We start from the raw sequence: 22,720 nt of genomic DNA, 5'->3' as shown, positions 1-22,720 counted from the left end.
CTCTGTGGTGAAAGGAGCGCCGCGCTGCGCCACCAGGCGCATCGCGGCGGTTCGGCTCAACGCTCGTGCACGTATGTTCCCGGCGCAGCCTCGCCCGCGGTATAGGCGCGGTTACCCAGGCGCGTAGGCGCTTTCTTGAGTTCACCGGCGCGCTCACCCAGCCAGGCCTGCCAGTGCAGCCACCAGGAGTCGGCATGCTTGACCGCGTTGTCCTGCCACGCCACCGGGTCGTCCGGGCGATCCTCGCCGGTCATGAAGCGCGCCTTGGGGTTGCCCGGTGGGTTGAGAATGCTCTGGATATGGCCACTGTTGGACAGCACGAACTCGATCTTGCCGCCGAACAGGTGCGCCGAGCGGTAGCACGACTGCCAGGGCGTGATGTGGTCGGCGGTGCCGGCAACGCTGTAGATGTCGCAGTCGACCTGCTTCAGGTCGATGGCGGTGCCGCACACCTCGAGGGCGTTGGAGCGGGTCAGCGGATTGTTCTTGAACATCTCGATCAGGTCGCCGTGGAAGGCGGCCGGCAGCCGGGTGGTGTCGTTGTTCCAGAATAGGATGTCGAACACCGGCGGCTCGTTGCCGAGCAGGTAGTTGTTGACCCAGTAGTTCCAGATCAGATCGTTGGGGCGCATCCAGGCGAACACCTTGGCCATATCGCTGCCTTCGAGCACGCCGGACTGGTAGGAGTGACGCTTGGCCGCTTCCAGGGTCTGTTCGTCGACGAACAGCGCCACCTGGGTGTCGACGGTGGTGTCGAGCACGCTCACCAGCAGGGTGAGGGCATTGACCTTCTTCTCGCCGAGGGCGGCGTAGTGGCCCACCAGTGCGGTGCAAGTGATGCCGCCGGAGCAGGCGCCGAGCATGTTCAGGTCCTTGCTGCCGGTGATTGCCAGCACCGCGTCGACGGCTTCCTTGAGTGCGTCGATGTAGGTGGACAGGCCCCACTCGCGCTGGGCCTTGGTCGGGTTGCGCCAGCTGACGATGAAGGTCTGCTGCTGCGAGCGCAGGCAGAAGCGCGCCAGGCTCTTTTCCGGGCTCAGGTCGAAGACGTAGAACTTGTTGATCTGCGGCGGCACCACCAGCAGCGGGCGGCTATGCACCTGCTCGGTGATGGGGCTGTACTGGATCAGTTCCAGTACATCATTGCGGTACACCACCGCGCCTTCGCTGGTGCCGAGGTTCTTGCCGACCTCGAAGGCCTCCATGTTCACCTGGCTGGGCATGCCGCCGTTGTTGACGATGTCCTTGGCCAGGTTGGACAGCCCGTCGAGCAGGCTCTTGCCGCCGGTCTCGAAGAAGCGTTTGACTGCAGCCGGGTTGGAGAGGGTGTTGGTGGGGGCCATGGCCTCGGTCACCAGGTTGATGACGAACTGCCCGCGGCTGATGTCCTGCGGCGACAAGTCGCTTTCGCCGATCCAGTCGTTGAGCTCCTTGCGCCAGGCCAGGTACGTCTGCAGATAACGGCGATACAGGGGGTTCTTGCTCCACGCCGGGTCGACGAAGCGGCGGTCGTCGCCCTCTGGCTGCAGGGCCGACTTGCCCAGCAGCACGTTCTTCAGTTCCAGGCCGAAATGCGCCACGTGCTTGGCGCTGTGCAAGGGTTGGCGTACGGCCTGACGCAACACCGTGCGCGCCGATGTAAGTAGATCCTTGCGGCGAATGCCGATGACCGGGTTGAGCCCCAGGGTGTTTTCCGAGGCCTGCCGCTGCAACTCATCGTTGTTCTTGTTACTCATCTACGACGCTCCGTTGTCCTGAGACGAGTACCGGTGTGCTGTGACAGCCCGGTACTGCTACTCGGGTGACCAGTGATAAGGAACAGCGGTGCTGCGACCGGATGCGTGCCGATGATGAGCTGCGGGGGTTTCTGCGTGTGAAGACAACCTGCTTTCGCTCGCGACCTCTACATACCGGCCTGGCCCTGCCTGCCCGGAGGCGATGCAGGGAACTTGCCAGCTCCATTGGTTACCCGACTTTCGTGTAATGCGCAAGACAGCCAATCTTTGGCGGTCATCCAGGCATTCAAGCAGATGAGATTAGAAAATGCGCTCTAAAGCTTGCGGGGCTTGAGCTAGAGCATCAATTTCACCACCGATTCGGACGGGTCGCGGGATTTGCCGGCCTTGTGCAATTCGTCAAGATACTCGGCCCATAGCTGCTCCTGGCGCAGGCACAGCTGCTCGAGGTATTCCCAGGTGAACAATCCTGAGTCATGGCCGTCGTCGAAGGTCAGTTTCAGTGCATATTGACCGGCCGGTTCCAGACCGCTGAGGCCGACGTTGATCTTGCCGAACTGCAGGATGGGATTGCCGTGGCCCTGGACTTCAGCGGAAGGCGAGTGTACCCGCAGGAACTCGGCGGGCAGGTGGTAGACCTCGCCGGGGGCATAGGTGAGGGTGAGGGTCTTGGAGGCTTTGTGCAGATTGATCGCGGTGGGCAGGCGGGCCATTGGGGGCTCTCTCTAGGCATCAGGCAATCAGCTTCGAGTGATTTTGGCCATTGTGCAAGGGGGCTGCTTTGCAGCCATCGCCGGCAAGCCGGCTCCCACAATGGTCGATGTGGGAGCCGGCTTGCCGGCGATGGGCCGCGCAGCGGCCCCGTGCGGTCTTACAGGATGTAACGCGAGAGGTCTTCGTTCTGTGCCAGCTCACCCAGGTGGCTGTTGACGTAGGCGGCGTCGATGTGGATCGGCGTTTCGTCGTGGGCGCTGGCCAGGTCGCCGGCGCTGAACGACACCTCTTCGAGCAGGCGCTCGAGCAGCGTGTGCAGGCGGCGGGCACCGATGTTCTCGGTCTTCTCGTTGACCTGGAAGGCAATCTCGGCCAGGCGCTTGAGGCCCTCGTCGGCGAACTCGATGTTCAGGCCCTCGGTCTTGAGCAGGGCGCTGTACTGCTCGGTCAGCGAGGCGTGCGGCTCCTTGAGGATGCGCTCGAAGTCTTCCGGGGTCAGCGCCTTGAGCTCGACGCGGATCGGCAGGCGGCCTTGCAGCTCGGGCACCAGGTCGCTCGGCTTGCTCAGGTGGAACGCGCCGGAGGCGATGAACAGGATGTGGTCGGTCTTGACCATGCCCAGCTTGGTATTGACGGTGCAGCCTTCGATCAGCGGCAGCAGGTCGCGCTGCACGCCTTCACGGGAGACATCGGCGCCGCCAACGTTGCCACGCTTGGCAACCTTGTCGATTTCGTCGATGAACACGATACCGTGCTGCTCGACCGCTTCCAGGGCCTTGGCCTTGAGCTCTTCCTCATTGACCAGGCGGCCGGCTTCTTCGTCGCGGACCATCTTCAGCGCGTCCTTGACCTTGAGCTTGCGCGCCTTGCGCTTGCCCTTGCCCATGTTGGCGAACAGGCTCTGCAGCTGGTTGGTCATCTCTTCCATGCCGGGCGGCGCGGCGATTTCGACGCCCATGTTCTCGGCGACTTCGATCTCGATTTCCTTGTCGTCCAGCTGGCCTTCGCGCAGGCGCTTGCGGAACAGCTGGCGGGTGTTGGAGTCGCTGCTGCTCTGCTGGGCTTCCTCGCTGAAGCTGCTGACCCGGGCCTGGGGCAACAGAGCATCGAGAATACGGTCCTCGGCGGCGTCCTCGGCGCGATGGCGCACGCGGACGATCTCCTGCTCGCGCAGCATCTTCAGCGCGGCGTCGGCCAGGTCGCGGATGATCGACTCGACGTCACGGCCAACGTAGCCGACCTCGGTGAACTTGGTCGCCTCGACCTTGATGAACGGCGCATTGGCCAGCTTGGCCAGGCGGCGGGCGATTTCGGTCTTGCCCACGCCGGTGGGGCCGATCATCAGGATGTTCTTGGGGGTCACTTCGGCACGCAGCTCGGCGGGGAGCTGCATGCGCCGCCAGCGGTTGCGCAGGGCAATGGCGACGGCGCGCTTGGCGTCGTCCTGGCCGATGATGTGGCGGTTGAGTTCGTGGACGATTTCGCGTGGGGTCATGGACATGATGTATGGGGTCCTCAAGCAGCGTGATCAGTGTGGAAAAGTCCCGCGGTGGGCGGGACGCCAAAACAACTGATTCACTCGGCCAGGTCCTGCTCCTCGATGGTCAGGTTGTGGTTGGTGAACACGCAGATGTCGCCGGCGATGTTCAGGGCGGCCTCGGTGATCTCGCGGGCCGACAGGTCGGTCTTGTTCAGCAGGGCGCGGGCCGCGGCTTGGGCATAGCCACCGCCGGAACCCATGGCGATCAGGCCGTCCTCGGGTTCGACCACGTCGCCGTTGCCGGTGATGATCAGGGATGCGTCCTTGTTGGCCACGGCCAGCATCGCTTCCAGGCGGCTCAGCGAGCGGTCGGTACGCCATTCCTTGGCCAGCTCGACGGCGGCGCGCACGAGGTGGCCGGAGTGTTTCTGCAGCTGGGCTTCGAAGCGCTCGAACAGGGTGAAGGCATCGGCGGTGGCACCGGCAAAACCGGCGATGACCTGGCCGTTGTACAGGCGCCGGACTTTCTTGGCGTTGCCTTTCATCACGGTATTGCCGAGGGAAACCTGGCCGTCGCCGCCCATGACGACTTTGCCGTTACGGCGGACAGAAACGATGGTAGTCAAGGGAGAGTCTCCACGCAGCGGGGCGAAAATGCCTGATGCAGACTCATATGGGGGGAGGGAGGAAGGATTTCAACCGAGGGGGATGAATGGTTGATGTTGCCAGCTCCGGCCTCATCGCCGGCAAGCCGGCTCCCACAGGAGTACCACAGGCATGAGCTCAGTGGTTTCCTGTGGGAGCCGGCTTGCCGGCGATGGGGCCAGGAAGGCCTACTCAGGCCTCGTGGCAGATATGCCCATCGACCAACGTGTAACGCACCGCACCCGGCAGGCAGTGGCCGATGAACGGGCAGTTCTCGCCGCGGGAGAACCAGTTTTCGCCGGCCACGGTCGAGGCTTTCGGGTCGAACAGCACCAGATCGGCGGCGGCGCCGACTTTCAGCTCGCCGGCCGGCAGGCGCATGGCCTTGGCCGGGCCGCTGCTCAGGCGCGCCAACAGGGTCGGCAGGTCGAGCAGGCCATCCTCGACCAGGGTCATGGCCAGTGGCAGCAACAGCTCGACGCTGCTGATGCCTGGCTCGGTGGCGCCGAACGGCGCCAGCTTGGCATCGCGTTCATGGGGCTGGTGGTGGCTGGAGATCGCCTGGATCACCCCGGACTTCACCGCCTCGCGCAGGCCGTCGCGGTCGGCGGCGGTGCGCAGTGGCGGCTGCACGTGGTACAGGCTGGAGAAGTCGCGCAGGGCCTCGTCGGTGAGGATCAGCTGGTACAGCGCCACGTCGGCGGTGACCGGCAACCCCAGCTGCTGGGCCTGGGCGATCAGCCGGGCGCCACGGGCGCTGGTGATCTGGGTGAAGTGGGCGCGCACGCCAGTCTGCTCGACCAACAGCAGGTTACGGGCCAGGGCAACGGTTTCGGCAGTTTCAGGGATGCCCGGCAGGCCGAGGAAGCTGGCCATCGGGCCCTCGTGGGCGAGGCCGCCCTGGGCCAGGTCGCGGTCCTGGGAGTGGAACACCACGGTCAGGTCGAAGGTGGCGGCGTATTCCAGGGCGCGCGCCAGGGTGCGGTTGTTGGGGATCTCTTTCAGGCCGTTGCCGAAGGCCACGCAGCCAGTGTCGCGCAGGGCCACCAGTTCGGCCAGTTGTTCGCCTTCCAGGCCCTTGGTCAGGGCGCCGATCGGGTAGACCTTGCTGTTGGCGGCTTCGCGGGCGCGGTCGAGGATCAGCTCGGCGACCGCCGAGGTGTCCAGTACCGGCTTGGTCTGCGGCGGGCAGCACAGGCTGGTGACGCCGCCGGCGACCGCGGCGCGGGTTTCGCTGGCGATGTTGCCCTTGCGGCTGTAGCCCGGCTCACGCAGGGAGACGCCGAGGTCGACCAGGCCTGGGGCGGCGACCAGGCCATCGGCCTGGATCGTACGGCTGGCGCTGAAGCCGGCTGGCGCCGCGCCGATGGCGGCAATGCGCCCGCCATCGAGGTGCAGGTCGGTGATGCTGTCCAGGCCGCTGGCAGGGTCGATGACCCGGGCGCCGATGATGCTTAGGGTCACTGGGCGTTCTCCTGCTCGAATTGACGTTGCGCGTTCTGCCCGCTCATGGCCATGGACAGCACTGCCATACGCACGGCGATGCCGTAGGTGACCTGGTTGAGGATCACCGAATGCTGGCCGTCGGCCACCGCCGACTCGATCTCCACGCCGCGGTTGATCGGGCCCGGATGCATGACGATGGCGTCGGGCTTGGCGCCGGCCAGGCGCGCGGTGGTCAGGCCGAACAGGCGGTAGAACTCGCCCTCGCTGGGCAGCAGGCCACCGGCCATGCGCTCACGCTGCAGGCGCAGCATGATCACCACGTCGACGTCCTTGAGGCCTTCGGCGAGGTCGGTGTAGACCTTCACGCCGTACTGCTCGATACCGATCGGGATCAGTGTCTTCGGGCCGATCACGCGGATGTCCGGGCAGCCCAGGGCCTTGAGCGCGAGCATGTCGGAACGGGCTACACGTGAGTGCAGGATGTCGCCGACGATAGCCACCGACAGGTTCTCGAAGCTGCCCTTGTGCCGACGGATGGTCAGCATGTCGAGCATGCCCTGGGTCGGGTGGGCGTGGCGACCGTCACCGCCGTTGATCACGGCCACGTCCGGGCACACGTGCTCGGCGATGAAGTGGGCGGCACCGGAATCGGAGTGGCGCACGACGAACATGTCGGCGGCCATGGCCTCCAGATTGCGCAGGGTGTCGAACAGGGTCTCGCCCTTGCTGGTCGAGGAGGTCGACACGTTCAGGCTGATCACATCGGCCGACAGTCGTTGGGCGGCCAGTTCGAAGGTGGTGCGGGTCCGGGTGGAGTTTTCGAAGAACACGTTGCACACGGTCTTGCCGCGCAGCAACGGGACTTTCTTCACGGCCCGGGCGCCGACTTCGAGGAACGAGTCGGCGGTGTCGAGAATCTCGGTGAGCAGTTCGCGGGGCAAACCGTCGAGCGAGAGGAAGTGGCGCAGCTGGCCCTGATCATTGAGCTGCAGCGGGCGCTTGGCGTCGAATGGCGTCATCGCGGGGGACTCTTAAAGGGCGGATGCGGGAGCGAGGTCCTGGCGCTCGAGGGCGAGCGGCGTGGGTCCGGTCAATTTTACCCGTTCATGGGCGGCCAGGGACAGCGTGGCACCAAGCACATTCGGGCGGATCGGCAGTTCGCCGGCATCCAGGTCGAGCAGGCACACCAGCGTCACGCTGGCCGGGCGGCCGTAGTCGAACAGCTCGTTGAGGGCAGCGCGGATGGTACGCCCGCTCATCAGTACGTCGTCTACCAGCACCAGGTGCTGGCCTTCGATCTCGAAAGGCAGTTCCGAGGGGCGCACCTGCGGGTGCAGGCCGTTCTGGCTGAAGTCGTCACGGTAGAAGGAGACGTCCAGGGTGCCCAGCGGGCTCTGGTCGCCGAGCTCGGTCTGCAGCGCCTGGGCCACCCACACGCCGCCGGTGCGGATACCGATGAAGCGTGGCTCGGCGATGGCGCGGCGGGCCAGGTGGGCGCGAAGGTCGACGGCCATCTGCCGGATCAGGTCGGCGGGATTGGGTAGGCTCATTGCGTGCTCCTCGGAAGGCGGGCGCCGGATAGGCCCGGCGGCAAAGCGGATTTAAGTGTTGGCCTCCAGCCAGCCTTGCAGCAGCAGGGCGGCGGCGATGGCATCGACCGGGTTGTCGCGGTAGCTGCCGTGGCGACCGCCTCGGGCCATCTGCTCGCCCTTGGCTTCGAAGGTGGTCAGGCGTTCGTCGTGGGTGTGTACCGGCAGGTTGTAGCGGCCGTGCAGGCGCCGGGCGAATTTCTCGGCACGCTCGCTCATCTCGCTGGGCGTGCCGTCCATGTTCAGCGGCAGGCCGACGACGATGGCGTCGGGTTTCCATTCCTTGATCAGCTTCTCGACCTGGTTCCAGTCCGGCACGCCGTTCTGCGCCTTGAGCGTACACAGTTCACGGGCTTGGCCGGTGATCACCTGGCCGACGGCCACGCCGATCTGCCGGGTGCCATAGTCGAAGCCAAGCAGCAAGCGCAGTTCGGCCATCAGGCGTGGCCCGCCTGGCTGGTCAGCAGGCTGAGGTTGATCCCCAGGCTGGCGGCGGCGGCGCCCAGGCGCATATCGCTGGCCATGCCGAAGATGATCTCGGGGTCGAAGGGGCAGTTGAGCCAGGCGTTGTCGGCAAGCTCGGCCTCCAGCTGGCCGGCTTCCCAGCCCGCGTAGCCCAGGGTGATCAGGCTCTTGCGCGGACCGTCGCCAGCGGCGATGGCGAACAGCACGTCCTGGGAGGTGGAGAGCGAAAGGCCCTCCAGCTCGACCGTGGCCTGGTAGCTGCGGTCGTTGCTGTGCAGCACGAAACCGCGGTCGGTCTGCACCGGGCCGCCCTGGTAGATCGGGATGTGCAGGGTGCTGGCGGGCGGCTCGTCGTCCGGGCGCAACTGCTCGAGGATGTCGGCCAGGTTCAGCTCCTGCGGTCGGTTGACCACCAGGCCCATGGCGCCGTGGGCATTGTGCTCGACGATGTAGGTGAGGGTCTGGGCAAAGTTCGGATCGGCCATGTGCGGCATGGCGATCAGGAACTGGTGCTTGAGGTAGCTGGGGGCGAGGGTCTTCATGAGCGCTAGTGTGGCGCCAGGTGGCGAGACTGACAAGGTGCCAGGGTCACCTTGTCAGCGGCACGGCGGGTTACTGGAACAGCTTCACCACTTCGGGCGAGTACAGGCTGCGGGGTTCCGTTGCAGCGGACAGGATGTACTGCCTGACCGTTTCTTGCTCGGTATCCGGGAAGTTCTTCATGTAGGTCGGCGAATGCGCCGTGCCTGGGGAAATCACTTGAACAGCTTGACGACTTCGGCGGGATACAGGTCCGGCTCGGCGTCGGCCTGGGACAACACGTAGGCCTGGATCGTCTGTTGTCTGGCGGTCGGGTTCTGTGTCAGGTAGCTCGTCGGGTACACCGGGGCCTGGGTGCTGGCGCCGGCCTTGATGAGGGCGGCGATGCAGTCGGGGTTGTTGCTCAGCAGCGCTTCCTTGAGCGGCGTACCGACCGGGAAGGTGCCTTGCTGCTCGTGAATGGCATCGATGGAGCTGCCCTTCTTCAGCAGCAGTGCGATGCGCTGGTTCGCCTGTGGGTCCGGCTGGCCATTGAGTTCGTAGGGGCGCTGGCAGACGAAGTGCAGCGGGGTGGAACCAGCGCCGGTCACCTGGTAGGGGTTGGCGCCGGCCTCGACCAGCAGCTTGATCACCTCCAGGTTCGAGGCTGCTTTGCCGGTCAGAGGCGTGAAGTCGTTGGCCAGGGTGGCCTTGGCATCGGCGCCGGCGCTCAACAGCAGTTTGACCAGCTCTGGCGAGCCCTTTTCCGCAGCGGTGTTGAGGGGCGACGCCGTGTCTTCCTGGGCCTGCACGTTCACATTGGCTTTTGCCGCGATCAGTGCCTTGACCATGCTCAGGTCGGCCTTGGAGGCCGGCTGCTCAGCCTGGTTGAGGGTCAGCAGCAGCAGGGTTTCGCCGTTTTCCTGAACGGGGGCATTGACGTTCACTTTCGGCAGGAACAGCTCGAAAGGTGCGGTCGCCTTGTAGGAGGCTGCCAGGAAAACCGGTTGGCCATCAGGATCGGCGCCCTGGTCGAGCAGGGCCTTGATGGCGGCCAGGCGCTGCGGAGTTTCGTCGTAGTGGTATTCGCCCACTTCGTCGACCAGTTTCTGCGTCAGGGCGGCGGCATCGGCGCACGCCACGGCTGGCAGTGCGAAGGCGCCTAGGGCGAAGACAAAGGCAGCGGTATTGCGGGCGAAGGGGGAGCGTGCCATGGAAGAGTCCTTTCTCTGTTGGATCCAAAGGCGCGCATGATTACAGAGTGGCTATTGTTTTGCCATCAGGTAAGCCCTGATATCAGTTGCTCTGCAGGCGGTCCCCACGGGCAAAGCGCCAGGTGCGGATGATTTCCAGGCGGTCGAACTCCGCGAGGTCGCCGGTGAACGGCGCGAACGGCGCCGCCAGGCGCACGATGCGTTGGGCGGCCTGGTCCAGCACCGGCTGGCCGGAGGACTCCAGCACCAGCACTTCGTACAGCGAGCCATCGCGGTTGATCGACACCATCATCCGCAGGCTGCCATACATCTGCTGGCGTCGAGCCTCTTCGGGGTAGTTGAGGTTGCCGATGCGCTCGACCTTCTTGCGCCACTCTTCCTTGTACCAGGCGCCCTTGTCGCGCAGGGTCGAGGCGGCGTTCAGGCGGTGGATGCGCGGACGCTTGGCGTACAGCTGTTGTTCATGGGACAGCTCGGCCTCGAGGCTGGCGATCTGACTGGACAGCTGCGAGCTGTCGAAGTCCGGCACCTTGGCCTCAGGCTTGGGCTGCGGCTTGCTTTCCTTTGGCTTGGGCTCGACTTTCTGCGGTTTCGGTGCCTGGGTGGCGACCACGGACTTGGCTGGTGCCGGGGGCGTTTGCGGCTTCGCCGCCGGGGGCGGGGTGATCTTGTTGATCTTGCTGTCCTGGAACGGCGCGACCTCGGTGGTCTTGGGCACCGCCTTCTTGTCCAGGGTGCCGCTGCCCTGTTGGTTGTCCTGGGCCTGGAAATCGGCCTTCTCGGGCGCTTTCTCGCTCTTGAAGGTGGCCAGGGTGATGTCCATGGCGTGGCGGATCTCGGCCGGTTTGACCACGGTGAATCCCACACCCAGGATCAGCGCCAGGTGTACCAGGGCGGCCAGGAACAGGGTAAAGCCGAGCCGGTCCACCGGGCGGACGCGGGGTGGCAGCAGGTCGGGCGGGATGTCGGCGGGGAGCGTCATCGGGTATCCAGCAACCGCTAAGCGGGGCAGCAGCTCAGTCGAAAAGGACCGGCATCATACCCCACTGTGCGGCGTTGCCACGTGTCCTCGGTCAGCGCGCCTGAAGCTTGCGATCAATGGCGTCCATCAATTGCCCGCCGATATTGGTGTTGAAGGCGGCGTCGATCTCGCGGATGCAGGTCGGGCTGGTGACGTTGATTTCGGTGAGGTAGTCGCCGATCACGTCCAGGCCGACGAACAGCAGGCCCTTTTCACGCAAGGTCGGGCCGACCTGGGCGGCGATCCAGCGATCGCGCTCGCTCAGCGGGCGGGCTTCGCCGCGACCGCCGGCGGCCAGGTTGCCGCGGGTCTCGCCGCTGGCCGGGATGCGCGCCAGGCAGTAGTCCACCGGCTCGCCGTCGATCATCAGGATGCGCTTGTCGCCGTCCTTGATCGCCGGCAGGTAGGCCTGCGCCATGATCTGCTGGGCGCCGAGTGCGGTCAGGGTCTCGAGGATCACCGACAGGTTGGGGTCGCCGACCCGGTGGCGGAAGATCGAAGTGCCGCCCATGCCATCCAGTGGTTTGAGAATCACATCGCCATGCTCGGCGGCGAACTCGCGGATGATGTCGGGGCGACGGCTGACCAGGGTGGGGGGTGTGCATTGTGGGAACAGCGTGGCGAACAGCTTCTCGTTGCAGTCGCGCAGGCTCTGCGGGCGGTTGACCACCAGTACGCCTTCGGCCTCGGCCTGTTCCAGCAGGTAGGTGCTGTAGACGAACTCCATGTCGAAGGGCGGGTCCTTGCGCATCAGGATCACGTCCAGTTCGGCCAGGGTATTGTCCTGCTCCTCGCCCAGTTCGAACCAGCGGGCCGGGTCGGCGAAAACCTTGAGCGGGCGCATGCGTGCGCGGGCCTTGCCCTGGCCCTGGTACAGGTCGCGCTGCTCCATGTAGAACATGCTCCAGCCGCGGGCCTGGGCGGCCAGCAGCATGGCCAGCGAGCTGTCCTTTTTGTAGGAGATGGACGCGATGGGGTCCATGACAATCCCGAGGCGAACGCTCATGGGGTAGTTCCTCTTGGCGGCGCTTGGCCGCATGGCACGAAAGAAAAGTGGCTCAGGGTGGCGCCGGGCGCGCCTACGGTCAAGGGGCGGGCGGATGGAATGGCCTTCGCGAGTGTGCTAAAAAGGCCAGGCACATGGCCTGCACGGCCTTTTGGCGAATTCCAGGCAGAAGCGCAACTATGGAACAACCCCTGAAGGTGATGGTGATCGACGATTCCCGCACGATCCGCCGCACCGCGCAGATGTTGCTCGGCGAGGCAGGCTGCGAAGTGATCACCGCCAGTGACGGCTTCGACGCCCTGGCCAAGATCGTCGACCACAAACCGCGGGTCATCTTCGTCGACGTGCTGATGCCGCGCCTCGACGGCTACCAGACCTGCGCCATCATCAAGCACAACAGCGCGTTCAAGGACACCCCGGTGATCCTGCTCTCTTCGCGCGACGGCCTGTTCGACAAGGCCCGCGGCCGGGTGGTCGGCTCCGACCAGTTCCTGACCAAACCTTTCAGCAAGGAAGAACTGCTCGACGCAATCCGTGCCTGCGTGCCCGGTTTCGCCGCGCAGGATCCACACGCACCCTGACGCCGCCCACGCAGGGCGGCGTCTCTATTTCCTGATGGGGAAACAGCATGGCCCGAGTTCTGATTGTCGACGACTCGCCGACAGAGATGTACAGATTGACCGAATGGCTGGAGAAGCACGGCTATGGGGTGCTCAAGGCCGACAACGGCGCCGACGGCGTGGCCCTGGCCCGCCAGGAGAAGCCCGATGCGGTGCTGATGGACATCGTCATGCCCGGCATGAACGGTTTCCAGGCTACCCGCCAGTTGAGCAAGGATCCGGAAACCAGCGCCATCCCGGTGATCGTGGTCACCACCAAAGACCAGGAAACCGATCGGATCTGGGCCCAGCGCCAGGGTGCCCGCGACTTCCTGACCAAACCAGTGGAAGAAGACGCGCTGATCGCCAAGCTCAAAGAAGTGCTCAAGGCTTGACCACCCGGCCCCAAGGCGCGTCGCTGACCGCCTTCGAGTTGCTGCTGGACATCGACCGGCGCTGCCGCCTGCTGGTGGCCGACCAGCCACCGCAGGACATCCGCCTGCAACAATGGAGCGGCATCGGCTTTCGTGTTGCCGGACAGTGGTTCGTCGCACCCATGGGTGAAGTCGCCGAAGTGCTGCGCGAACCCCGTGGTAGCCGGGTGCCGGGTGTGCAGCCCTGGGTACGCGGGGTGGCCAACCTGCGTGGGCGCCTGCTGCCGGTGATGGACCTGTGTGCATTCTTTGGCCTCGGCCCGGCTGCAGCGGGCAAGCAACGGCGGGTGCTGGTGCTGGATCATGAAGAGCTGTTCGCCGGGCTGCTGGTGGACGAAGTGGTCGGCCTGCAGCACTTCGCCCTGAGCAGCCTCGAGCTGTCACCGCCGCAACCGTTGATCCGTGCGGCGGCACCCTTCGTGCAGGGGCATTTCCCCCGTGAACGCAATTGGGCGATCTTCAGCCCGTTCGCCCTGGCCCAGGCGCCGGGCTTTCTCGATGTGGCGTTGTAGAGGACTTTCGACGTGAACAAGCCAGGACCCACCGTAGCCGTAGCCGGCGTCTCGCCTGCCGCCGTGGCCCAACGTCCGCGCAGCACCGCGCAGATCACCGTGCTGTTCGTGGTGCTGATCCTGTCGATCGTCCTGTTGTTCGCCAACTTCGCCTACCTCAACACCCAGGCCAACCACGATAAGCAGTACATCGGCCATGCCGGCGAGCTGCGCGTGCTGTCCCAGCGCATCGCCAAGAACGCCACCGAGGCGGCGGCGGGCAAGACGTTGGCCTTCAGGTTGCTCAGCGATGCGCGCAACGACTTCGAGCGGCGCTGGAGCTACCTGCGCGAAGGGGACAAGACCACCGGCCTGCCCGCCGCGCCCGTGGCGGTGCGCGACGAAATGGACGCAGTGCGCCAGGACTGGGAGAACCTGCGCAAGAACACCGACACCATTCTTGCCAGTGAACAGACCGTGCTGTCGCTGCATCAGGTTGCGGCCACCCTGGCCGAGACTGTTCCGCAGTTACAGGTCGAGTACGAGAAAGTGGTGGAAATCCTGCTGCAGAACGGCGCACCGGCCAACCAAGTGGCCGTGGCCCAGCGCCAGTTGCTGTTGGCCGAGCGTATTCTCGGCTCGGTCAACACCGTGCTCGCCGGTGACGACACCTCGGTGCAGGCCGCCGATGCCTTCGGCCGTGACGCCAGCCGTTTCGGCCAGGTGCTTGAGGGCATGCTCGCCGGCAACCCGGCAATCCAGGTCACCCGCGTCGAAGACGCCGATGCCCGGGCGCGCCTGGCCGAGATCGCCGAACTGTTCCAGTTCGTCTCGGGCTCGGTGGACGAAATCCTTGAGACTTCGCCCGAGCTGTTCCGCGTACGCGAGGCCGCCGGCAACATCTTCAGCCTGTCGCAGACCTTGCTCGACGAGGCCTCGCACCTGGCCAACGGCTTCGAGAACCTGGCCGGCGGGCGTACCCTCGACACCGTCGGCGGCTACGTGCTCGGCCTGCTGGCACTGGCCTCGATCATCCTCATCGGCCTGGTGATGGTACGCGCCACCCACCGCCAGCTCCGCGAGACTGCCGAGAAGAACGAGCGCAACCAGCAGGCGATCATGCGCCTGCTCGACGAGATCGAGGAACTGGCCGATGGCGACCTGACCGTCACCGTCTCGGTGACGGAGGACTTCACCGGGGCCATCGCCGATTCGATCAACTTCTCGGTAGACCAACTGCGCGACCTGGTGGCCACCATCAACCACAGTGCCGAGCAGGTCGCCGCTGCCGTGCAGGACACCCAGAACACTGCCCGCCAACTGGCCAAGGCTTCCGAGCACCAGGCCGAGCAGATCAGCGAGGCATCAGAGGCGGTGGGCGACATGGTCGAGTCGATCGACCGGGTTTCCGCGCATGCCTATGAATCGGCCAAGGTGGCCGAGCGCTCGGTGGCCATCGCCAACAAAGGCAACGAGGTGGTGCATAACACCATCCACGGCATGGACAACATCCGCGAACAGATCCAGGACACCGCCAAGCGGATCAAGCGCCTGGGTGAGTCCTCCCAGGAGATCGGCGATATCGTCAGCCTGATCGATGACATTGCCGAGCAGACCAACATCCTCGCCCTCAACGCGGCCATCCAGGCATCCCTCGCCGGTGAGGCCGGCCGCGGCTTTGCCGTGGTCGCCGACGAAGTGCAGCGCCTGGCCGAGCGCTCGTCCTCGGCAACCCGGCAGATCGAGGCGTTGGTGCGCACCATCCAGGCCGACACCAACGAGGCGGTGATCTCCATGGAGCAGACCACCGCCGAAGTGGTGCGCGGCGCGCGCCTGGCCCAGGACGCCGGCGTGGCCCTGGCAGAGATCGAAGGCGTATCGCAGACGATGGCCGACCTTATTCACAGCATCTCCGATGCTGCTCAGTTACAGACCTCTTCTGCCGGGCAGATTTCCCACACCATGGCAGTGATCCAGCAGATCACCGCGCAGACCTCCGCCGGTTCCGGCGCAACGGCCGACAGCATCCGCCACCTGGCACGCATGGCCAGCGAGATGCGCCGTTCGGTATCCGGTTTCACCCTGCCCAAGCCGGTGGAGCGGTCGTGAGTGGGGTAAGCATGGCCGGCCTGGGCAGCGCGCCCGGCGAGCGCCACGACACGGTGGCCCTGGCCTGGATCAAGGCGCCCATCCTCGATTGCCTGGCGCAGGCGCGCCAGGCCCTGGAGCGTTTCTCGGCGGACCCGGGCGACCTGTCGATGCTGGCGTTCTTCGTCGACAACCTGCACCAGGTACACGGTTGCCTGCACCTGCTCGAATTACCGGGCGCGACGCGTCTGGCCGAAGAACTGGAGTTGCTCGGGCGGGCCATGGCCGACGGCCAGGTGAGCCCCCGCGGTGACTGCCTGGGCGCGCTGTTTCGCGGGCTCGAACAACTGCCGCCTTACCTTGACCGCCTGCGCGGGGCACGCCACGACCTGCCGCTGGTGGTGATGCCGCTGCTCAACCAGCTGCGGGTCTGCCGCGGCGCCGAGCCTCTGGCCCAGGGCAGCCTGCTGGGCGAGCTCGGGCAGCGCCTGGCGGGCGCCGCCGACCTCGCCAATCTCGATCTTTCCCTGGGTAGTTGGCGTGAGCACATGCAGGCCGGTCCCGGACGCGATGCGTTGCGTTCGGTGGTGATGGCCCTGTGCGACGACTTGATGCGCATCAAGGACCGCCTGGACCCGTTCGTCAATGGCGAGCATCCGTCACGCGAACCGCTGGAGACGCTGCTACCGCCCCTGCGCCATGTCGCAGATACCCTGGCAGTGCTGGGTTTCCAGCAGCCACGACGGGTGATCATCGACCAGGTGCTGGCGCTGCAGGCGCAGGTCGAGAAGGACGGCGCGGTGGACGAGGCGCTGTTGATGGATGTCGCCGGGGCGCTGCTGTACGTCGAGGCGACCCTCAACGGCATGGTCGGCCCGCTGGAGGAGACCTCGCCAGGGAACCTGCCCGGTTCGGACCTTGCCGAGATTCGCCAGCTGGTACTCAACGAGTCGCTCAACGTGCTGCAACAGGCCAAGGATTTGATCGGCGACTGCCTGGAGTCGGACTGGTCGCGTCAGCGCCTGCAGGCCTTGCCCGGTTTGCTGCAACAGGTGCGCGGGGCGTTGGTGATGTTGATGCTGCCGGCTGCCGCCGAGGTGTTCGGTGGGTGCGCGGGTTACGTGCAGGGCTGGCTGGGGCATGTGGAGGATGAGCCGCTGGCGGATGAGCTGGCCCATCTGGCCGATGCCCTGTGCGCCGGCGAGGCCTGGTTGCAGTGGCGGGTGGCCGATCCGCTGGCCGATGCCCAGCGTTTCATCGACATGGCCCACGCCAGCCTGAGCGCGCTGGGTGTGCAATGCCCGCGTATCGAGCGGCCACTGGCAGGTGCCCAGGCGGCCGACGGTATCGATGACGAGCTGCGTGAGGTATTCCTCGATGAGGCCGGCGAACTGCTGCCGGAGATCGAGCGGCAATGGCTGCGCTGGCGCGCCGACAACGGCCTGCGCGAGGCGCTGATCGAGGTGCGTCGCGCGTTGCATACGCTCAAGGGCAGCGGGCGGATGGTCCACGCCGAAGCCGTGGCGGAGCTTGCCTGGGGCGCCGAGCACCTGCTCAACCGGGTGCTGGAGGGGCGCATCACGCTCAGCGCCGAAGGCCTGGTGGCCCTGCAGCAGGTGTTCGTGCGCCTGCCCGACCTGCTCGCCGACTTCGCCGCCAGCCAACTGCCGCCCACTGCGGAGATCGAGCAACTGGCCGGGCATCTGCATGCGCTGGCGCTCAATGACGCGCCGACCAGCGCCAGCATCGATGGGCTCGACCCACAGTTGCTGGAGATTTTCCGTAACGAGGCCCACGGGCACTTGGCCGGGCTCGATGCTTTCCTGCTGGTGGCTGATGCTCAAGGCACGGTGGTCAGCGACAGCCTGCAACGTGCCCTGCACACCCTCAAGGGCAGTGCCGCCATGGCTGGGGTGATGCCGGTGGCGGAGCTGGCCACCGCGCTCGACCGCCTGGTGCGCGAGTACAAGGGCCATCACCTGCCCTTGCAGCAGGCCGAGATCGCGCTGCTGGAGGCTGCGCGTGCGTTGTTTCACCTTGGGCTGGCCCAGTTGGACAGCACGCCATTGGCTGCCATCCCGGGGGCGGCGGAGTTGATCGAACAGGTCGGACAGGCGGTCGATGCCAGGCTGGCCAGGCACCAGGCCGAGGCGCACCCGGCACGCCGGGCCCGGCGTGACCCGCAACTGACGGCCACTTTCCTGACCCTGGGCATGGATATCCTGCTCGACGCCGAGGCGCGGCTGGCCAACTGGCAGGCCGACCCCACGCAGCACCATGAACTGCACCTGCTGCTCGAGGAAATGACCACCCTCAGCCATGGCGCGCACCAGGCCGAGCTGTGGCAGGTGGATGAAGTCTGCGAAGGCCTGCTCGACCTGTATGGCGCGGTCGAAGAGGGCAGCCTTGCGGTGACGCCGCGTTTCTTCGCTATCGCCCGGCAGGCCCACGAAGCGCTGTTCGACCTGTTCGACGAAATAGCCGCCGGTCAGGATCCGACAGCACGCCCCGATTGCCTGGCCGCCTTGCACGGCTTGCTTGATGATGCCCTCGACCCGGCGGCCCTGGGGCTGGTTGGCGCAGCTGGCGCGACAACGCTGCCTATCGCAGGTCAGCTACCGGACCCCGCGGTCGTCGAACTGTTCCTCGAGGAAGCCGCCGACATTCTCGAGGGCGCCGACCAGGCGCTGCGGCAATGGAAGGACGATCCCGAAAGCCTGTCACCGCTGTCTGCGTTGCAACATGATGTGCTGACCCTCAAGGGCGGCGCGCAGATGGCGGCGATCGGTGCCATCGAAGTGCTAGCCCAGGAGCTAGCGCTGCTCTACGAAGGGCTGGTGGACCGGCGGATCGGGGCAAGCCCGGGGCTGTTCGAGCTGCTCGCACGCAGCCATGACGCCCTGGCCCAGATGCTGCGCAGCTTGCGCGAGGGCCAGCCACCGCTGTCGGCGGTGGAGCTGCTGGGTGAGCTGCGCGATTTCCGCCACAACGCTCCGCCCCCTGGCCCGGTCGAGGCGCAGGGGGACGCGCAGGAAAGCGAAGGCGACAAGGAACTGCTGGAAGTTTTCCTCGAGGAGAGCTCCGATATCCTCGAAAGCGCGGCCCAGTCCCTGGCGCGCTGGCAGGCCGACCCGCGCAACACGGTCGAGGTGGAGAACCTGTTGCGCGACCTGCACACCCTCAAGGGTGGCGCGCGCATGGTCGAGATCGCCGCCATCGGCGACCTGGCCCATGAGCTGGAATTCCTCTACGAGCTGCTGGCGGCCGCACGGCTGCCGTCGACGCCGGCCTTGTTCAGCCTGCTGCAGAACTGCCATGACCGCCTGGCGCACATGCTCGACGCGGCGCGCCTGGGCGAGCCGCTGCATGCGGCGACGGCGCTGATCGACTATATCCGCAACTTCTCCAGCGCCGCGCTGACCGACAGCGCCGCCGGGCAGCCCCAGGCCGAGCCCGCCCCGGCCGAAGCCCCGGCTGTCGCCCCCGAGCGGGCCGGGGACATGGTCAAGGTCGATGCCGAACTGCTGGACGACCTGGGCAACCTGGCCGGCGAGCATTCGGTGATCCGCGGGCGCATCGAGCAGCAGGTCAACGATGCGCAGTTCGCCCTCAACGAGATGGAGACCACGCTGGAGCGCATGCGCGACCAGCTGTTGCGCCTGGATATCGAGACCCAGGGGCGGATCTCGAGCCGGCACCAGTTCGAGGCGGACGCCTATGACGACTTCGACCCCCTGGAGATGGACCGCCATTCGCAGTTGCAGCAATTCTCGCGGGCGCTGTTCGAATCCACCTCGGACCTGCTCGACCTCAAGGAGACCCTGCTGCAGCGGGCCCAGGAGGCGCATAGCCTGTTGCAGCAGCAGGCGCGGGTCAACAGTCAGCTGCAGGAGGGCCTGACTGCTACCCTGATGGTCCCGTTCGAGCGCCTGGTGCCGCGCCTGCAGCGGGTGGTGCGGCAGGTGGCGAGCGAGCTGGGCAAGCAGGTCGAACTGGTGGTCGGCAATGCCGAGGGCGAGCTGGACCGCAGCGTGCTCGAACGCATGGTCGCGCCGCTGGAGCACATGCTGCGCAATGCCGTCGACCACGGCCTGGAGGGCCGCGAGGCGCGCCTGGCGGCGGACAAGCCGGAGCAGGGCACCATCCACCTGAATCTGCTGCACGAAGGCGCCGACATCGTCATCGAGATGAGCGACGACGGTGCCGGGGTGCCGCTGGAAGCGGTACGCAACAAGGCGATCAAACGCGGCCTGCTCGATCCGCAGGCACGCTTGAGCGACCATGAGATCCTGCAGTTCATCCTGCGCCCGGGATTTTCCACGGCCGAAAAGATCACCCAGATCTCCGGGCGCGGCCTGGGCATGGACGTGGTCCATGAAGAGGTCAAGCAGTTGGGCGGTTCGATGAGCATCGAGTCCAGCCCCGGCAAGGGCGCGCGCTTCCTGATCCGCCTGCCGTTCACCGTGTCGGTGAACCGGGCGTTGATGGTGCATGTGGAGGATGAGCAATACGCGATCCCGTTGAACACCATCGAGGGCATCGTGCGCGTGCCGCCGGCGGAGCTGGAAGCCTGCTACCGGCTCGATCCACCGCGCTACAGCTATGCCGGCCATGACTACGCGCTGCGTTACCTCGGCGAGCTGTTGCAGGAGGGCGTGCAGCCCAATTTGTTGGGCCAGAGCGTACCGCTGCCGGTGCTGCTCACCCATTCGCATGAACAATCGTTCGCGATCCAGGTCGACAGCCTGTCGCCCAGTCGCGAAATCGTGGTCAAGAGCCTGGGGCCGCAGTTCGCCGCGGTGCCGGGGCTGTCCGGTGCCACCCTGCTTGGCGATGGGCGGGTGGTGCTGATCCTCGACCTGCTCGGCCAACTGCGTGGCCAGCAACGGCGCCTGGCGCGCCTGCCAGGCGCGGCGCAGGGGCAGCATATGTTGACCGGTCCGGTGCCGCGTCGGCCATTGCTGGTGATGGTGGTGGACGACTCGGTGACCGTGCGCAAGGTCACCAGCCGCCTGCTCGAGCGCCATGGCATGAGCGTGCTGACCGCCAAGGACGGGGTGGACGCCATGGCGCTGCTCGAAGAGCACCGCCCGGACGTGTTGCTGCTGGATATCGAGATGCCGCGCATGGACGGTTTCGAGGTGGCCACGCGCATCCGCCGCGATGAACGCCTGAAACAGTTGCCGATCATCATGATTACCTCGCGCACCGGACAGAAGCACCGTGACCGGGCCATGGCCATCGGTGTCAATGAATACCTCGGCAAGCCCTATCAGGAGTCGGTCCTGTTGCAAAGCATCGCCCAGTGGAGCCCACCCCATGCTTGAACATATCGCCGGCCAGCGCAGCAGCCTCACCGGATTGCTGCTGCCCTTGGGCGATCGCACCCTGGTGTTGCCCAACGTGGCGGTGGCCGAATTGATCGGCCATCGCGCCATCGCCTGCGAGCCGGGAGATCCGGCTTGGCACCTTGGCTGGGTGGACTGGCGCCAGCAGCGGCTGCCGCTGATAGGCTTCGAGGCCGCCTGTGGCGGGCAGACCACCTGCGGCGAGCGGGCCCGGGTGGTGGTGCTCAACGCATTGGGAGATACCGGCCTGCGCTTCCTGGCGTTGTTGCTGCAAGGTATTCCGCGCTCGTGCAAGCTCGACAGCCAGTTGAACTATGTTGATGTGCCGCTGGCCGCGCTGGAGCTGGCGGCAGTGCAGGTGGGCGAGCAGGTGGCGCGGGTGCCGGACCTGGCCGGGCTGGAAAGATTGGTGCGTGACGCTGATCTGCAATCTGCAGCTGGCTAGGATGATGGTTGAGCGGGCCCTGTCGCGGGGCTCAGGAACCCTGACCGCTGCGGGAGGTCTGTGCTTGCATGTATTACGGTGAACGCTTCAACGCCTGGACCCACCTGGTCGGCGCGGTACTGGCCTGCATCGGCGCGAGCTGGCTGATCGTCGTGGCGGGTCTGCAGGGCGATCCCTGGAAGATCGTCAGTTTCTCCATCTACGGTTTCACCCTGCTGTTGCTCTACAGCATCTCCACCCTCTACCACAGTACCCGTGGGCGGGCGAAGCGGGTCATGCGCAAGCTCGACCACCTGTCGATCTACCTGTTGATTGCCGGCAGCTACACGCCGTTCTGCCTGGTGAGCCTGCGCGGGCCCTGGGGCTGGAGCCTGTTCGGGGTGGTCTGGGGGTTGGCGTTGATTGGCATGTTGCAGGAGATCAAGCCGCGCTCCGAGGCGCGGATCCTGTCGATCGTCATCTACGCGCTGATGGGCTGGATCGTGCTGGTGGCGGTGAAGCCGCTGCTGCACAGCCTGGGGGCCGCCGGCTTCGCCTGGCTGGCGGCCGGCGGTGTGTTCTACACCGTCGGCATCATCTTCTTCGCCTTCGACAGCCGCTTCCGCCACTGGCACGGTATCTGGCACCTGTTCGTGATTGCCGGCAGCCTGATGCACTTCGTCGCGGTGTTTTTCTACGTGCGTTAGAAGTCGCCCCACAGTTGCTGCGCCACCGACAGGGCCACCACAGGGGCGGTCTCGGTACGCAGCACGCGCGGGCCGAGGCGGGCGGCGTGGTAGCCGGCGGTCTTGGCCTGCTCGACTTCCGCTTCGCTCAGGCCGCCCTCGGGGCCGATCAGGAAGGCCAGCCTGGCCGGTTTGGCATGGCTGGTCAGTGGCTCGGCCACCGGGTGCAGCACCAGCTTGAGGTCGGCTTCGGTGCTTTTCAGCCACTCGGCCAGGGTCACGGGCGGGTGGATCACCGGCAAGGTCGAGCGCCCGCACTGCTCGCAGGCACTGACCGCCACCTGGCGCCAGTGGGCCATGCGCTTGTCGGCGCGCTCGTCCTTCAGACGTACTTCACAGCGCTCGCTGACGATCGGGGTGATTTCATTGACACCCAGCTCGGTGGCTTTCTGGATTGCCCAGTCCATGCGCTCGCCGCGGGACAGGCCCTGGCCGAGGTGGATGTGCAAAGGCGAGTCGGCCTGGCCGGGGAGGGCCTGGTCGAGGCTGACGCGCACGGTTTTCTTGCCGACTTCGAGCAGTTGGCCGAGGTATTCCTGGCCGCTGCCGTCGAACAGCTGCACGGCGTCGCCAGCGGCCATGCGCAGCACGCGGCCAATGTAGTGGGCCTGGGCTTCGGGGAGCTCGTGCTCGCCAAGGCCCAGTGGGGCGTCGATGAAGAAGCGGGAGAGTCTCATGGGCTTGCTCTGGAAAAAGGCTGACGCAGATCCTGTAGGAGCGGACGCGCCGGCTCCTACAGGTTTCGGGTTGGTCTG

Annotated in this window: 21 protein-coding genes; 7 read left to right on the top strand and 14 right to left on the bottom strand. The window is 66.0% G+C overall.

Features of this window, described 5'->3' with window-relative positions:
- Positions 1-56: 56 nt before the first annotated feature.
- The 13 genes from phaC to gshB form a co-directional block, all read right to left on the bottom strand.
- Positions 57-1,736 (bottom strand): class II poly(R)-hydroxyalkanoic acid synthase, encoded by a 1,680-nt coding sequence (phaC, locus tag KSS90_RS23380; RefSeq protein ID WP_217867455.1) that lies wholly within the window; start codon positions 1,734-1,736, stop codon positions 57-59.
- Positions 1,737-2,071: 335 nt separating this feature from the next.
- Positions 2,072-2,449 carry a gamma-butyrobetaine hydroxylase family protein gene (locus tag KSS90_RS23375; protein ID WP_011536058.1) on the bottom strand — a complete coding sequence of 126 codons (378 nt, stop codon included), beginning with the start codon at positions 2,447-2,449 and terminating at the stop codon, positions 2,072-2,074.
- A gap of 158 nt (positions 2,450-2,607) precedes the next feature.
- Positions 2,608-3,951, bottom strand: coding sequence for an ATP-dependent protease ATPase subunit HslU (gene hslU / locus KSS90_RS23370; RefSeq protein ID WP_217867454.1), 1,344 nt, complete (start codon positions 3,949-3,951; stop codon positions 2,608-2,610).
- A gap of 74 nt (positions 3,952-4,025) precedes the next feature.
- Entirely contained in the window at positions 4,026-4,556 is a 531-nt protein-coding gene (hslV, locus tag KSS90_RS23365) for an ATP-dependent protease subunit HslV (protein WP_011536056.1), read from the bottom strand.
- A gap of 211 nt (positions 4,557-4,767) precedes the next feature.
- On the bottom strand, positions 4,768-6,039 hold the full coding sequence (locus tag KSS90_RS23360; protein WP_217867453.1) for a dihydroorotase: 1,272 nt from the start codon (positions 6,037-6,039) through the stop codon (positions 4,768-4,770).
- Positions 6,036-7,040: an aspartate carbamoyltransferase catalytic subunit gene (locus KSS90_RS23355; RefSeq protein ID WP_102682236.1), complete on the bottom strand. Its 1,005-nt coding sequence runs from the start codon at positions 7,038-7,040 to the stop codon at positions 6,036-6,038. Before KSS90_RS23355 ends, KSS90_RS23360 begins: the two co-directional genes overlap by 4 nt.
- Positions 7,041-7,052: 12 nt before the next feature.
- Positions 7,053-7,571 (bottom strand): bifunctional pyr operon transcriptional regulator/uracil phosphoribosyltransferase PyrR, encoded by a 519-nt coding sequence (gene pyrR / locus KSS90_RS23350; protein WP_217867452.1) that lies wholly within the window; start codon positions 7,569-7,571, stop codon positions 7,053-7,055.
- A 51-nt stretch (positions 7,572-7,622) separates the two neighbouring features.
- The gene (gene ruvX, locus KSS90_RS23345) at positions 7,623-8,048 is read right to left on the bottom strand and encodes a Holliday junction resolvase RuvX (RefSeq protein ID WP_028688357.1); all 426 of its coding nucleotides are present in this window, start codon (positions 8,046-8,048) and stop codon (positions 7,623-7,625) included.
- Positions 8,048-8,617, bottom strand: a complete 570-nt coding sequence (locus KSS90_RS23340; protein WP_102682234.1) for a YqgE/AlgH family protein — start codon at positions 8,615-8,617, stop codon at positions 8,048-8,050. Before KSS90_RS23340 ends, ruvX begins: the two co-directional genes overlap by 1 nt.
- Before the next feature lie 70 nt (positions 8,618-8,687).
- Complete coding sequence (locus KSS90_RS23335) at positions 8,688-8,834, bottom strand: hypothetical protein (RefSeq protein ID WP_217867451.1); 147 nt, start codon at positions 8,832-8,834, stop codon at positions 8,688-8,690.
- On the bottom strand, positions 8,831-9,808 hold the full coding sequence (locus tag KSS90_RS23330; protein ID WP_217867450.1) for an ankyrin repeat domain-containing protein: 978 nt from the start codon (positions 9,806-9,808) through the stop codon (positions 8,831-8,833). Before KSS90_RS23330 ends, KSS90_RS23335 begins: the two co-directional genes overlap by 4 nt.
- An 82-nt stretch (positions 9,809-9,890) precedes the next feature.
- Positions 9,891-10,790, bottom strand: coding sequence for an energy transducer TonB (locus tag KSS90_RS23325; RefSeq protein ID WP_217867449.1), 900 nt, complete (start codon positions 10,788-10,790; stop codon positions 9,891-9,893).
- Between the two features lie 91 nt (positions 10,791-10,881).
- Positions 10,882-11,835: a glutathione synthase gene (gene gshB, locus KSS90_RS23320; protein WP_217867448.1), complete on the bottom strand. Its 954-nt coding sequence runs from the start codon at positions 11,833-11,835 to the stop codon at positions 10,882-10,884.
- A 179-nt stretch (positions 11,836-12,014) separates the two neighbouring features.
- On the opposite strand from gshB, the gene pilG reads away from it, so the two are divergent.
- The 7 genes from pilG (at position 12,015) to trhA (ending at position 21,926) form a co-directional block, all read left to right on the top strand.
- Complete coding sequence (gene pilG, locus KSS90_RS23315; RefSeq protein WP_102682258.1) at positions 12,015-12,416, top strand: twitching motility response regulator PilG; 402 nt, start codon at positions 12,015-12,017, stop codon at positions 12,414-12,416.
- Between the two features lie 47 nt (positions 12,417-12,463).
- Positions 12,464-12,829, top strand: coding sequence for a twitching motility response regulator PilH (gene pilH, locus KSS90_RS23310; protein WP_217867447.1), 366 nt, complete (start codon positions 12,464-12,466; stop codon positions 12,827-12,829).
- Positions 12,826-13,380 carry a chemotaxis protein CheW gene (locus KSS90_RS23305; protein WP_046853926.1) on the top strand — a complete coding sequence of 185 codons (555 nt, stop codon included), beginning with the start codon at positions 12,826-12,828 and terminating at the stop codon, positions 13,378-13,380. Before pilH ends, KSS90_RS23305 begins: the two co-directional genes overlap by 4 nt.
- 63 nt (positions 13,381-13,443) lie before the next feature.
- Entirely contained in the window at positions 13,444-15,468 is a 2,025-nt protein-coding gene (locus tag KSS90_RS23300) for a methyl-accepting chemotaxis protein (protein WP_217869846.1), read from the top strand.
- An 11-nt stretch (positions 15,469-15,479) separates the two neighbouring features.
- A complete protein-coding gene (locus KSS90_RS23295; RefSeq protein ID WP_217869845.1) occupies positions 15,480-20,774 on the top strand; it encodes an Hpt domain-containing protein in 5,295 nt (1,764 codons plus the stop codon).
- Positions 20,767-21,240, top strand: coding sequence for a chemotaxis protein CheW (locus KSS90_RS23290; RefSeq protein ID WP_217867446.1), 474 nt, complete (start codon positions 20,767-20,769; stop codon positions 21,238-21,240). Before KSS90_RS23295 ends, KSS90_RS23290 begins: the two co-directional genes overlap by 8 nt.
- A 68-nt stretch (positions 21,241-21,308) precedes the next feature.
- A complete protein-coding gene (gene trhA, locus KSS90_RS23285) occupies positions 21,309-21,926 on the top strand; it encodes a PAQR family membrane homeostasis protein TrhA (protein WP_046853930.1) in 618 nt (205 codons plus the stop codon).
- Here trhA and KSS90_RS23280 read toward each other — a convergent pair.
- A complete protein-coding gene (locus tag KSS90_RS23280) occupies positions 21,923-22,642 on the bottom strand; it encodes a 16S rRNA (uracil(1498)-N(3))-methyltransferase (RefSeq protein WP_217867445.1) in 720 nt (239 codons plus the stop codon). The two genes, trhA and KSS90_RS23280, sit on opposite strands and share 4 nt — an antisense overlap.
- Positions 22,643-22,720: the final 78 nt, after the last annotated feature.

It is taken from the genome of Pseudomonas maumuensis, from assembly GCF_019139675.1.
In the GTDB taxonomy this organism is placed as follows: domain Bacteria; phylum Pseudomonadota; class Gammaproteobacteria; order Pseudomonadales; family Pseudomonadaceae; genus Aquipseudomonas; species Aquipseudomonas maumuensis.
This window is presented reverse-complemented; position numbering and strand designations above follow the sequence as displayed.

Excerpts from the sequence above, each read along its gene's own strand:
- phaC (WP_217867455.1), bottom strand. The coding sequence starts at position 1,736 with ATGAGTAACAAGAACAACGATGAGTTGCAGCGGCAGGCCTCGGAAAAC.
- KSS90_RS23375 (WP_011536058.1), bottom strand. The coding sequence starts at position 2,449 with ATGGCCCGCCTGCCCACCGCGATCAATCTGCACAAAGCCTCCAAGACC.
- hslU (WP_217867454.1), bottom strand. The coding sequence starts at position 3,951 with ATGTCCATGACCCCACGCGAAATCGTCCACGAACTCAACCGCCACATC.
- KSS90_RS23355 (WP_102682236.1), bottom strand. The coding sequence starts at position 7,040 with ATGACGCCATTCGACGCCAAGCGCCCGCTGCAGCTCAATGATCAGGGC.
- pyrR (WP_217867452.1), bottom strand. The coding sequence starts at position 7,571 with ATGAGCCTACCCAATCCCGCCGACCTGATCCGGCAGATGGCCGTCGAC.
- ruvX (WP_028688357.1), bottom strand. The coding sequence starts at position 8,048 with ATGGCCGAACTGCGCTTGCTGCTTGGCTTCGACTATGGCACCCGGCAG.
- KSS90_RS23340 (WP_102682234.1), bottom strand. The coding sequence starts at position 8,617 with ATGAAGACCCTCGCCCCCAGCTACCTCAAGCACCAGTTCCTGATCGCC.
- KSS90_RS23330 (WP_217867450.1), bottom strand. The coding sequence starts at position 9,808 with ATGGCACGCTCCCCCTTCGCCCGCAATACCGCTGCCTTTGTCTTCGCC.
- KSS90_RS23325 (WP_217867449.1), bottom strand. The coding sequence starts at position 10,790 with ATGACGCTCCCCGCCGACATCCCGCCCGACCTGCTGCCACCCCGCGTC.
- gshB (WP_217867448.1), bottom strand. The coding sequence starts at position 11,835 with ATGAGCGTTCGCCTCGGGATTGTCATGGACCCCATCGCGTCCATCTCC.
- pilG (WP_102682258.1), top strand. The coding sequence starts at position 12,015 with ATGGAACAACCCCTGAAGGTGATGGTGATCGACGATTCCCGCACGATC.
- pilH (WP_217867447.1), top strand. The coding sequence starts at position 12,464 with ATGGCCCGAGTTCTGATTGTCGACGACTCGCCGACAGAGATGTACAGA.
- KSS90_RS23295 (WP_217869845.1), top strand. The coding sequence starts at position 15,480 with ATGGCCGGCCTGGGCAGCGCGCCCGGCGAGCGCCACGACACGGTGGCC.
- KSS90_RS23290 (WP_217867446.1), top strand. The coding sequence starts at position 20,767 with ATGCTTGAACATATCGCCGGCCAGCGCAGCAGCCTCACCGGATTGCTG.
- trhA (WP_046853930.1), top strand. The coding sequence starts at position 21,309 with ATGTATTACGGTGAACGCTTCAACGCCTGGACCCACCTGGTCGGCGCG.
- KSS90_RS23280 (WP_217867445.1), bottom strand. The coding sequence starts at position 22,642 with ATGAGACTCTCCCGCTTCTTCATCGACGCCCCACTGGGCCTTGGCGAG.